Below are 11789 nucleotides of genomic sequence, written 5' to 3'. Positions count from 1 at the left end.
CGGCGGCCCCCGCGCGGGGCTCGCCGATACGGGCTTACTTGGCCTGGTTGAAGACCTTGCGTTCCCAGTTCAGGATCAGTTGGCGCCGCACGGCTGCCTGGCCGTACTTGGCGTAGTCGTAGTCGATCAGCTTGATTTTTTTGAAATCAGGGATGCGCGGGTCCAGCGGCGTGCTCTTGTTGGACGGCAGCTGGAACTGTTTGGCGGTCACGCCGAACTGCTGTGCGCCTGGTGTCAAGGCCCATTCGTAGAGCTTCTTGGCGTTGTCTAGATTGCGCGCGCCTTTGATGAGCGACATGGAGCCGATCTCGGCGCCTGTGCCGTCCGCCGGCGTGATGGCCTCTACCGGGAAGCCCTGGGCTTTTTCGCCTGGCGCATCGTGCACAAAGCTGATCGACACGGCAGCCTCGCCACGCGCCACCGCCTTGATCGGGCCAACGCCGGAGCGCGGGTAGGTGCTGACGTTCTTGTGCAGCGCCGCCAGGTACTCAAATGCCTTGTCTTCACCCATGAGCTGTACCAGCGTGGCAATCATGGTGTAGGCCGTGCCGCTGGCGCGCGGGTCGGATACCTGGATCTCGCCCTTGTACTCGGGCTTCAGCAGATCGGCCCAGACCTTGGGGATGGGCAGCTTCTTCTTGGCCAGCAACTCGGTGTTGTAGCCAAAGCCCAGTGGGCCCGAGTACACGCCCACCGTCTTGTAGCCAGCCTGTTCGGCTTGTTTTTGCGCCCAGACATGCAGCTGGGGTAGGGTGGCAGATTTGTATTCCAGGGTCAGGTTCTGTTCGGCTGCCAGCAGATGCGGATCGCCTGTGCCGCCAAACCAGAGGTCGGTTTTGGGGTTGGCGCGCTCAGCGGTGATTTGCGCCAAGGCCTCGCCCGAGCCTTTGAGGGTCATGTTGACCTTGATGCCGCGGGTTTTGGCAAAAGTGATCTGGATCAAATTACACCAGTCTGCCTGGGCGGAGCAAATCACGTTGACTTCGCCGCCGTCCTGCGCGAAGGCGGGCATGCCCAAGGCAAGCAACAAGGGGGCAATGAGGAAGCGGTTCTTTTTCACTCTGGTCTCCTGGAATATGGACCCCGTGGGTCCGTTTGAAAAATAGGGAATCTGTAGAAGCTGTGAACTCCAAGGGGCTGGCGTCACGGGTCGTTGCTAGCCTCGGAGCCCGACGGCATGACCACGCTGACCCCCAGGGTGTCCAGCTGTACGCTGACGGGCGAGTCCACCTGGCGCGGCTGGCCTTCGCCTTGCACCAGCACCAGCAGAGTGCCCAGTGCTGTAAGTACCTGGTATTCGGTATTGCGGCCCAGGAAGGCGCGCGACAGCACTCTGCCGGCCAGTCCGGTGCCGCTGGCCGGCTCCAGCCGCCAGGCGTGCGGCCGCACCACCAGGCGCACCTTGCCTTGGCGCCGCGTCAGCCCTGCGCCTACACGCAGCGGGCCTAGATGCACCGTGCCGGCCGCATCGGCCTCGGCATCGAACATCACGGCGTCGCCCATGAAGGCCGCCACGAACTCGCAGTGCGGCGTCGCATACACCTGTTGCGGCGTGCCTATCTGCATGATTTGGCCATCGCGCATGACCACCACGTTGTCGCTCACCGCCATGGCCTCGTTGTGGTCATGCGTGACGTAGACCACGGTCAACCCCAGGCTTTGCTGCAGCGCGCGGATGTCCTCGCGGATGTGGCGGCGCAGGCCTGCATCCAGGTTGGACAGTGGCTCGTCCAGCAACAGAACCTGGGGCCGCAAGGCCAGGGCTCGGGCCAGGGCCACGCGTTGCTGCTGGCCGCCGGACAGCATGGCGGTATTGCGGGTGGCGCTGGCCTCCAAACCGACGGCCGTGAGCGCCGCCATCGCATGGTGGTCGCACTCCTGCGCCGGCAGGTTCTGCATGCGCAGGCCGTAGCCCACGTTGTCCAGCACGTTCAGGTGCGGGAACAAGGCATAGCTCTGGAACACCATGCTGATCGGGCGCTGCGTGGCGTCCATATCGGTCACGTCGACGCCGCCGATCTGGATCCGGCCAGTGGTTGGCTGCTCCAGCCCGGCCACCATGCGCAGCAAGGTGGTTTTGCCGCAGCCGGACGGCCCGAGCAGGGTCGTCAGCTGCCCTGGCGGAATGCGCAGCTGCACATTGTTCAAGGCCCGCACGCCGTTGGGAAACACCTTGTGCACCGCCTCGAACTGCACCGCGCTAGCCATGCGACAACTCCTGCGGCCAGCGGACCACCGCGTCCACGCCAACGATGCGGTCTTGCTGCACGCGGTTGAACAAGTCCACCGTGGCATCCATGGACACCGCGATTTGCCGGCAGATCGACAGCCCTAAGCCCACGCCGGTGGCGCCAGACGAAGACTGGAAGGGCTCGAACAGGCGGGATTGCACGGCCTCGTCCATGCCGCCACCGTTGTCCCACACCAGCAGCTCGGTGCCGCTGGGCAGCACCCGTATCACCAGGCCCAGCGCACCGCCCTTGGGGGTGTGGTGGATGGCATTCGACAGCAGGTTGCGCACCATTTCCCCCAGCAGCCAGGGGTCGGTGAGCAGCCGCACCGGAATTGCCTGCAGCGCGAAGTCCAGCTTCTTGCGGGCCAGCAGCGGCGCAAATTCCAGCACCACGTCGCGGGCCACGGCCATCAGGTCGACTTCGGTCCAGTGTGCGCGGCGCACCAGCTGCTCCACCTTGGCCATGGCCAGCAGCTGGCGTACCAATGCGCTGGACCGGTCCACGGTGGCCAACATCTTGGGCAGGGTGTCGCGGGTTTCCAGCTGCCCGGACATCACGCCCTGCAGCTGGGTGCGCAGCACCGCAAACGGCGTGCGCAGCTGGTGCGAGGCGTCGGCCAGAAATTTCTTCTGCTGGTCCAGCGAGGCCTGTTGCTGCTGCATCAGGCCATTCACCGCGGTGGTCAGCAGCGCCAGTTCGGCGGGCTGCTGGTTCGGCACCGGGCGCAGGTCATCGGGCTTGCGGTCGGCCAGGTCTTGGCCCAGCAGCAGCACCGGCTGGAAGGCCTGGCGCAATACCCACCACAGCGCGCCGGCAAACAGCAGCGTTTTCAAGGCCCACCATTCCCCGGCGGACAGGTCCAGCGGCCACAGGCTGTGGAGCGCATCCAATGCCAGCAGCAAGCCGACAGCCCAGGCGAAGACAAACCAGCGGATGGAGCGGCCGACCTTCCAGGGCCGGACGGCGGCCAGGCGCCGCCAGGATCGGGGTGCACCCGCGCTCATGGTGCGTCCTGCTTGTCGGCCAGTGCATCGTCCATCAGGTAGTAGCCGACGCCGCGCAGGGTGACCAGGCTGGCGCCCGAGCCCTGGATGCGTTTGCGCAGGCGGTGCACCAGCACCTCGATGGCGTCCGAGCCGGCCTGGCCTTCGTCGCCAAACACGGTCTGGTGCAGGTTTTCCTTGGCCACGGCCTGGCCGGGGTGCAGCATCAAGGCCTTGAGCAGGGCCAGCTCGCGCCCCGGCATCTCTAGCGGCAGCGCACCGCGGAAGACACGGCCCTTGTCCAGATCCAGGCGCAGCGCCCCGCAGCGGAAGTCTTCCACGCCCAGGCTGCGGCGCACCAGCGCCTTCAAGCGGGCCACCAGCTCTTCCACGTCGAAGGGCTTGCTCAGGTAGTCGTCGGCGCCGGAGTTTAGGCCCAGTACCCGGTCTTCCACTGCAGTGCGGGCGGTCATCACCAGCACCGGCAGGCGCGAGCCTTCGTCGCGCAGGCGCTGCAGCACCTCCAGGCCATCCAGGCCGGGCAGGGTCAAATCCAGCAGGGCCGCATCAAACTGGCGCTGCCGCAGCATCACCAAGGCCTCGATGCCATCGGCGCAGCAAACCACCTGGAACCCGCGCGCCACCAGCATGCGGCTCAGCGCATCCACCAGGTTCAGATCGTCTTCCACCAACAGAATATTCATGCCTGCATCATGCCGGCCCGTACGGGGGGCAGCCACAGAGAAAACGCCGACAGTTGGTGATAGCTAGGTGAAAGCTTGGGCTGGCCCGTGGTGGACCGCGCCTTGTCTACCGCATTGCGGTTTCAGTATGAAAAAGGCTTCTGGCGCATATCTTACTTGTGCAAGATGCTATTTAATATGTAGCAAATGGGGCTGAAAGATGCCGCTTACAGTGCCTCTTCTTCGGCTTCACTTTTGGGCACGAACACCTTGTGGGTTTTGGCGTTGAAATCCATCAAACCCGCGTAGCGGCCCCAGGCGATCATGGTCTGGAAGATGCGCTCGGGGTTGTCGTAAGGCAGGGCGCTGGCGATGTCCTTGACCACGCGGTCGGCTTCTACTTCTTCATACTCGTGCAGCAGGGCAAGGATGATGTGGAACAGCCGCAGCTTGAACACCTGTTCGGCAAAGATGGCGCGGCGGCCGGCGGGCTCGGCGGCCACAAAGCGCCGCCCCAGTTCGGTGAACACCACCTGGTCTTTCGGCGTGTCGATCAGCTCCAGGATTTCTGCCGCCTTTACCAGCGCAATCGTTTCGCCAAACTCCTTGCCGATCTCGTCGGAAATGTCGTAGATATTGGATAGCTCTGGCGAGTCGTTCAAGATGCTCAGCAGGCCCAGGATCTGGCCCACCGGCACCAGCGGTATCGACTCCATGCGGCTGCGCGCACGCGAAATCGGCTGGCCGGCCACTGGTACCTCGGCGGGGATGTCCGGCAAGGTGGTGGTGGTGATGCATTCGTGGATCAGGCTCACCAGGCGTTGGAATTCGGGGCTCTTGGTGTCGCGCGGGTAGGGCAGCGGGTTGTCCAGCACCAGGCCGAGTCGGCCCGGGCGCGGGAACAGCACCACGATGCGGGTCGCCATCTCCACCGCTTCCTCGATGTTGTGCGTGACCATGAAAATCGAGCTCAGCCCCATGCCGGACGTGCGCCACAGGCTGATCAGTTCCTGGCGCAGGTTTTCGGCGGTCAGCACGTCGAGCGCGCTGAAGGCTTCGTCCAGGCACAGCAGGCGCGGCTGCGACACCAGAGCCCGCGCAATGCCTACGCGCTGGCGCATGCCGCCCGACAGCTCGCGCGGATAGGCCGCGTGGTAGTTGCCCAGGCCGATCAGCTCGATGGCGCGGTTGACGGCGGCGTCGCGCTCGGCCCGGCCGATGTTGTGTGCCATCAAGCCCACGGCCACGTTCTGCTCCACCGTCAGCCAGGGGTACAGCGCAAAGGTCTGGAACACCACCGAGGCTTCGTCGTTGATGCCGTGCAGGCTTTCACCCTTGTGCAGCACCCGGCCGGACGTGGGCTCGATCAGCCCTGTCAGGCAGCGCAGGATGGTGGATTTGCCCGAGCCCGACTGGCCCAGCAACGCCAGCAACTCGCCTTCGTGCACGGCCACGTCGATCTGGTCCAGCACCTTGAGTTCGTGCCCGCCCGCGGTGGTGAAGGATTTGGTGACGCCGCGCAGCTCGGCAATCGGCGGCTTGGTGCGGGTGGAAGTGTTTGGGGTGTGCATATCAAAGATCAATCGAGTCGGAAGCGGCGTTCTGCAAATCCATACAGCCGGCGCCACACCAGCTTGTTCATGGCCACGACGAAGAGCGACATCACGCCGATGCTGGCGATGATGAGCGGCGTGTCACCGCTTTTGGTGACTTCGGCAATAAAGGCGCCCAGGCCGTCGGCCTTGAGGGTGGTGCTGCCCCATGTGGCCAGCTCGGCGACGATGCTGGCGTTCCAGGCGCCGCCGGCCGCGGTACAGGCGCCGGTGACCCAGAACGGAAAGATGGCCGGCAGGATCAGCGTGCGCCACAGCTTCCAGCGGCGCAGGCCGTAGATGCGGGCCACTTCCTTCATTTCGTTCGGGATCGCCATGGCCCCGGCGATCACGTTGAACAGGATGTACCACTGCGTGCCCATGGCGATCAGCAGGATGCTGCCCCAGTTCATGGGCGTGTGGGTGGCGACAAACAGGCCGACCACGATGGGGAAGGTCATGTTCACCGGGAACGATGCGCCGATCTGCGCCAGCGGCTGGGCATAACGCGCCACGCGGGGGTGGAAGCCAATCCACACGCCAATCGGCGTCCACACCAGGGTGGCCAGCACCGTCATGGCCAGCACCCGCAGCAGGGTCAGAAAACCCAGCCAGACGATGTGCGCAAACGTGCCGGTGGTCAGTGCCCCATGCAGCGCCGCAATTGCGGCCAGCGCGCCGAGCACGGCCTCGTAGCCCAGCCAGGCGGCCAGCACCATGCCCGCTATCCGCAGCGGCCAGCCCACGGCCTCGGTCCGCCGGCGTTTGCGTGCCGGCTGCTGGCGCCGCAGGCGTGCCTCCAGGGCGTCGGCCAGGGGCTGCCAGACGCGCAGGTCCAGCCAGGTGAACACATAGCTGCCGCGCAGCAGTTGGTAGACCCAGGAGGTGGGTGCCAGGCCGGATTCGGTGAGCTCGATCTTGAACTTGTCGGCCCATACCAGCAGAGGCCGCCATACCAGCTGGTCGCTGGCCAGGATCAGGAACAGCATGGCGGCCACGGCCCACAGGGCCGCCTGGTTGTCGCCCCTTTCAATCGCCATCGCCATGTAGGAGCCAAGGCCCGGCAGCTTGATGTCCTGGTTCATCACGCTGATGGCTTCGCTCTGCGCCACAAAGAACCAGCCGCCGCCGAAGGACATCATCGAGTTCCAGATCAGGCTGTGCGCCGAGGCTGGCAGCTCCACCGTGCGAAAGCGCTGCCAGCGGCCCAGGCCGTAGGTGGACGCCGCCTCCTGCATGTCGGTAGGCACGGTGACCATGGAGTGGTAGAAACCGAAGGCCATGTTCCACACCTGGCCGGTAAAGATGGCGAAGATGGCCGCGCATTCCACCCCCAGCAGGCTGCCGGGGAACAGCGCCATGAAGCCGGCCACGGTGGCCGACAAAAAGCCCAGCACCGGCACCGACTGCAAAATGTCCAGCGCCGGGAGTATCACCGCCCGCGCGGCTTTGTTCTTGGCCGCCAGATAGCCTAGCGAGATGGCAAAGAACAGCGAGAAGCCAAAGGCAATCCACATGCGTAGCAGGGTGCGGCCGGCGTAGTAGGGGATCTGGCGGGTGGAGAAGTCCAGCTCCGGCACCGTGGCCGGATCAAAGGCCACCAGCATGCCGCGGCCGAAGTGCATCACGCTCCACAGCAGGCCGAACAGGCTCAGCAGTACCAGGCCATCGACCCAACTGAAACCTTGCCGCTGCGTATCTACCTTCAATTGGGGCGCGGTGCTTTTCATCGATGGGACGCAGTGGGCTGACAGTTAAACAGAGGGCAAGCGGGTCGGCCCGCTCGTTGGCAAGGCGGCCATTCTGGCGACGGTCGGTGTAAATTTGGTGAATCGATGCGCGGGTGGCGTGTAAATTTTTGATAAAGATGCGGCTGCAGGCGGCCTGGTGCCGGGCACGCACCGCCCCACCAGCGGTGGGGGCCTGGTTCTCAGTAAACTAGCGCAGCAGCCTTCTGGCCTTATCCCTATCCACCCCATCCACCCCTGGGCTCGGAGCCCGTCGTTAATGCCGTCATCTACGCCACGTATTTCCCTGGGGGCCTCGGGCCTCGACATCAGCCGCCTGGTCTATGGCGTCTGGCGCTTGGCCGAGAGTGCCGACACCTCGGTGCCGGCCACTCTGCGCAAGATCCACGCCTGTCTTGACCAGGGCATTACCACCTTTGACCATGCCGACATCTACGGCAATTACGCTTGCGAGGCCTTGTTTGGCGAAGCGCTGAAGGCCGAACCGGCGCTGGCCGCGCGCCTGCAGACCGTCACTAAGTGCGGCATCATGCTGGCCTCGTCCAAGTACCCGGAGCGCAAGGTCAAGCACTACGACACTTCGGCTGCGCACATCCGCGCCTCGGTCGATGCCTCGCTGCAGAAGCTCGGCGTGGAGGTGATCGACCTGCTGTTGCTGCACCGCCCCGACCCGTTCATGGACCCGGCTGAAACCGGCGCCTGCCTGGACCAGCTGGTGCAGTCCGGCAAAGTGCGCGCGGTCGGCGTGTCCAACTTCCAGCCCTGGGACTGCGAGCTGCTGCAGTCGGCCATGCAGACCCCGCTGGCCAGCAACCAGATCGAACTCAGCCTGCTGGCGCAGCAGCCGTTCACCGATGGCCAGTTGGCCTATCTGCAACGCAAGCAGTTGCCGCCCATGGCCTGGTCGCCATTGGCCGGCGGCGCGCTGTTTGGCGATGGCGCAGCGGCCCAGCGCGTGCGCCCGGTGCTGCAAGCCCTGGCCAGCCAGTATGGCGTGGGCCTGGACGCGGTGGCCGTGGCCTGGTTGCTCTCCCACCCGGCGCGCATCGTGCCGGTGCTGGGTACCAACGACCTGGGCCGGGTGCAGGCCCTGGGCGATGCCTTCAAGGTCCGCATCGACCGCGAGACCTGGTACCAGCTGTACAGCCTGGCGGCTGGTGTGGAGGTGCCATGAGCCGTGATTTGCGCGACGCCTTCGGCTGCTTTGCCACCGGCGTGACCTTGGTGACCACCCACTGGAACGGGCAGGACTACGGCATGACCTGCAGCTCGTTCAACGCGGTGTCGCTGGACCCGGCGCTGGTGCTGTGGAATATCCGGCACAACGCCACCAGCCATGAGGCCTTTGTGCGCGGCGGCGGCTATACCGTCAGCGTGCTGGGCAGCGAACACAAGGAGCTGGCCCAGGCCTTTGCCCGCGGTACCCAGGCCGAGCGCTTTGCGGCGGCCAAGTTTTCGCGGCGCAAGAGCGGGCGGCTGCAACTGGTCCATGCCCTGGCTTGGTTTGACTGCACCCTGCAGCAGGCCGTGACCGCGGGCGACCACGACATCCTGATCGGCCAGGTCGACCAGTACGGCAGCCGGGCCGGCAAGGGCCTGGTGTTCGAGCGCGGCCAGTTCGCCGTCGATACGCTGACGGTCGGCGCTGCGGCCAGCTCGCCGTTTTGACCATGCACACACCTACTGACTGGTTGCTACCAGATTGGCCGGCGCCCGCCCATGTGCATGCGGTGTTCACCACCCGGGCCGGCGGCCATTCGGTGGCACCGTATGACAGCATGAACCTGGGCGACCATGTGGGCGATGTGCTGGCCGACGTGCAAAGCAACCGCCAGGTGTTGGCTCAGGCGCTGGCGGCGCAGCCGGTGTTTTTGCAGCAGGTGCATGGCCGGGTGGTCGCGCGCTTGGAGGCGCCGAGTGCCGAGACCATCGTCGCCGATGCCAGCATCAGCACCCAGCCGGGTCTGGCCTGCACCGCCATGGTGGCCGACTGCCTGCCGGTGCTGTTCACCGACCGGCGCGGCAGCGTGGTGGCCGCCAGCCATGCGGGCTGGCGCGGCCTGCTGGGCGCAGACGGCCAGGGCGTGCTGGAAACGACTTACAAGGAAATAGTGGCTCTGGCGCAGGCAGAATCTGCGCCAAAAGCTACAGAAATAATAGCGTGGCTGGGTCCGTGCATCGGCCCGCAGCAGTTTGAGGTGGGGCCCGAGGTGCCGGCGGCCTTTATGGCCCAGCATCCGCAGGCGGCGGCCTTGTTCGTGCCGCACGGCCCGGGCAAATGGCTGGCCGATCTGCCCGGCCTGGCGCGTTTGCGGCTGCAGGCGCTGGGTGTGAGCGGCATTTATGGCAACGACGGCAGCCCAGACTGGTGCACCGTCAGCAACCCGTCACGGTTCTTTTCGTACCGGCGCGACGGGGTCTGCGGCCGCATGGCTGCCTGCATCTGGCTTGGCCGCTAGCTGGACTGCCTGCTGCGCAGCATGCTCGGCGGCCTCGCGCCGCTTGATGGCGCGGCGCCGCGCGGGCGCGCCCATCAGGTAAACCACCAGTGTCACAGGACCCAGTCCATAGAGTACAAACGTCATAACGCCACCCAGCACGGTGCCGTTACTATTAGTCGCTTCCGCGACAGCCATCATGAGGGCCACGTAAATCCAGCCAATGGGAACGATGTACATCAAATAGTGCTCTGTAGGGGGCGATTTTTAGCCGTATTGTTATCTTAGATAACATGCTTTGTGAGGAGCCACTATGCATTCTGAATCAGACTGGGCGCAAGCCGCCCAGCAATTCCAGCAAACCCTGGGAGACGGCTGGACCCGGGCTTGGGCCCAGGCCATCAAGCCTATCCAGGGGCTGGATCTGGGCACCACTGCCAGTCCGGCGGCATTGCCCAAAATCTCTTTTTCTCCCACCAAGCTGCAGGAATTGCAGCAGCAGTACCTGCAGGAGTCGGCCGCGCTGTGGAACCAGAGCGTAGACGCAGCCGCCATCCGCAAGGACCGGCGCTTCTCCGCCGAGGCCTGGACCGAGAACCCGCTCACCACCTACACCGCTGCCGCCTACCTGCTGACCAGCCGCACCCTGATGGGCCTGGCCGACGCGGTGGAGGCCGACGACAAGACCCGTTCGCGCATCCGCTTCGCCATCGAACAGTGGATGGCCGCATCGGCGCCCAGCAACTTCCTGGCGATGAACGCCGAGGCGCAAAAGCGCGCGCTGGAGACCCAGGGCGAGAGCATTGCCAAGGGCCTGAAGAACCTGATGCACGACATGCAGCAAGGCCATGTGTCGATGACCGACGAAAGCCTGTTCGAGGTGGGCCGCAATGTGGCGACTACCGAGGGCGCGGTGGTGTTCGAGAACGAGCTGTTCCAGCTGATCGAATACAAGCCGCTGACCGCCAAGGTCTACGAGCGCCCGTTCCTGCTGGTGCCGCCCTGCATCAACAAGTTCTACATCCTCGACCTGCAGCCCGAGAACTCGCTGATCCGCTACGCGGTAGAGCAGGGGCACCGCACCTTCGTGGTCAGCTGGCGCAACCCCGATGCCTCGCTGGGCAGCAAGACCTGGGACAACTACATCGAAGACGCTGCTATTAAAGCCATAGCGGTAACCCAAGATATCACGGGCGCCAAGACCATTAATGCCCTGGGCTTTTGCGTGGGTGGCACCATCCTCAGCACGGCGGTAGCGGTGCTGGCGGCGCGTGGCCAGAAGCCGGTCGCCAGCCTGACCCTGCTGACCACGCTGCTCGACTTTGCCGATACCGGCATCATCGACATCTTCGTCGACGAAGCCATGGTCAAGTACCGCGAGCAGCAGCTGGGCAAGGGCGGGCTGCTGCCGGGCGGCGATCTGTCCAGCACCTTCAGCTTCTTGCGGCCGAACGACCTGGTGTGGAACTACGTGGTGGGCAACTATCTGAAGGGCGAAACCCCTCCGCCGTTCGACCTGCTGTACTGGAACAGCGACTCCACCAACCTGCCCGGCCCGTTCTATTGCTGGTATCTGCGCAATACCTACCTCGAAAACAAGCTGGTCGAGCCCGGCAAGGCCGTGGTCTGCGGCGAAAAGGTCGACCTGCGCGATCTGGACATGCCGGCCTACATCTACGGATCGCGCGAAGACCACATCGTGCCGATTGGCGGCGCCTACGCGTCCACCCAGCATCTGCCGGGCAAGAAGCGCTTTGTGATGGGCGCCTCCGGCCACATCGCTGGCGTGATCAACCCCCCGGCCAAGAAGAAGCGCAGCCACTGGACCAGCGACAGCGCCAAGTTCCCGGCCGCGGTGGACGACTGGGTGGCCAGCGCCACCGAGCACCCGGGCAGCTGGTGGACCGACTGGTCGACCTGGCTCAAAGGCCATAGCGGCAAGCAGGTGGCGGCACCTACCAGCTACGGCCACGGCAAGTACAAAGCCATCGAACCCGCACCCGGCCGCTACGTCAAGGCGCGGGCTTCGTAAGTAATATTGAGTAACAAAACCTGTGTTTTCAGGCCCTACACTGCACCGCAGACCGGCCTGAGCACCGCAAAGAGTTCTA

General features: G+C 64.8%; 10 protein-coding genes. 4 read left to right on the top strand and 6 right to left on the bottom strand.

Annotated features, from left to right (window positions below):
- Nucleotides 1–34: 34 nt before the first annotated feature.
- The 6 genes from BLT66_RS24620 to BLT66_RS24595 all read right to left on the bottom strand — a co-directional run bounded on the left by BLT66_RS24620 (nt 35) and on the right by BLT66_RS24595 (nt 7222).
- Nucleotides 35–1012, bottom strand: a complete 978-nt coding sequence (locus BLT66_RS24620; protein ID WP_092762404.1) for an ABC transporter substrate-binding protein — start codon at nt 1010–1012, stop codon at nt 35–37.
- Between the two features lie 131 nt (nt 1013–1143).
- Nucleotides 1144–2208: an ABC transporter ATP-binding protein gene (locus tag BLT66_RS24615; RefSeq protein WP_176955161.1), complete on the bottom strand. Its 1065-nt coding sequence runs from the start codon at nt 2206–2208 to the stop codon at nt 1144–1146.
- Nucleotides 2201–3238, bottom strand: coding sequence for a sensor histidine kinase (locus BLT66_RS24610; RefSeq protein WP_092762279.1), 1038 nt, complete (start codon nt 3236–3238; stop codon nt 2201–2203). Before BLT66_RS24610 ends, BLT66_RS24615 begins: the two co-directional genes overlap by 8 nt.
- Nucleotides 3235–3921, bottom strand: a complete 687-nt coding sequence (locus tag BLT66_RS24605) for a response regulator transcription factor (RefSeq protein WP_092762277.1) — start codon at nt 3919–3921, stop codon at nt 3235–3237. Before BLT66_RS24605 ends, BLT66_RS24610 begins: the two co-directional genes overlap by 4 nt.
- Nucleotides 3922–4127: 206 nt before the next feature.
- On the bottom strand, nt 4128–5471 hold the full coding sequence (locus BLT66_RS24600; RefSeq protein WP_092762401.1) for an ABC transporter ATP-binding protein: 1344 nt from the start codon (nt 5469–5471) through the stop codon (nt 4128–4130).
- Nucleotides 5472–5479: 8 nt separating this feature from the next.
- Nucleotides 5480–7222: an ABC transporter permease gene (locus BLT66_RS24595; RefSeq protein ID WP_092762275.1), complete on the bottom strand. Its 1743-nt coding sequence runs from the start codon at nt 7220–7222 to the stop codon at nt 5480–5482.
- Between the two features lie 277 nt (nt 7223–7499).
- On the opposite strand from BLT66_RS24595, the gene BLT66_RS24590 reads away from it, so the two are divergent.
- The 4 genes from BLT66_RS24590 (at nt 7500) to phaC (ending at nt 11710) form a co-directional block, all read left to right on the top strand.
- Nucleotides 7500–8414, top strand: a complete 915-nt coding sequence (locus tag BLT66_RS24590) for an aldo/keto reductase (RefSeq protein ID WP_092762273.1) — start codon at nt 7500–7502, stop codon at nt 8412–8414.
- Entirely contained in the window at nt 8411–8908 is a 498-nt protein-coding gene (locus BLT66_RS24585) for a flavin reductase family protein (RefSeq protein WP_092762271.1), read from the top strand. Before BLT66_RS24590 ends, BLT66_RS24585 begins: the two co-directional genes overlap by 4 nt.
- A gap of 2 nt (nt 8909–8910) precedes the next feature.
- The gene (pgeF, locus tag BLT66_RS24580; protein ID WP_092762269.1) at nt 8911–9699 is read left to right on the top strand and encodes a peptidoglycan editing factor PgeF; all 789 of its coding nucleotides are present in this window, start codon (nt 8911–8913) and stop codon (nt 9697–9699) included.
- Nucleotides 9700–9991: 292 nt separating this feature from the next.
- On the top strand, nt 9992–11710 hold the full coding sequence (gene phaC / locus BLT66_RS24570; protein WP_092762265.1) for a class I poly(R)-hydroxyalkanoic acid synthase: 1719 nt from the start codon (nt 9992–9994) through the stop codon (nt 11708–11710).
- Nucleotides 11711–11789 lie beyond the last annotated feature (79 nt).

The sequence above is a fragment of the Rhodoferax sp. OV413 genome, assembly GCF_900104385.1.
Lineage (GTDB): Bacteria > Pseudomonadota > Gammaproteobacteria > Burkholderiales > Burkholderiaceae_C > Rhodoferax_B.
This window is presented reverse-complemented; position numbering and strand designations above follow the sequence as displayed.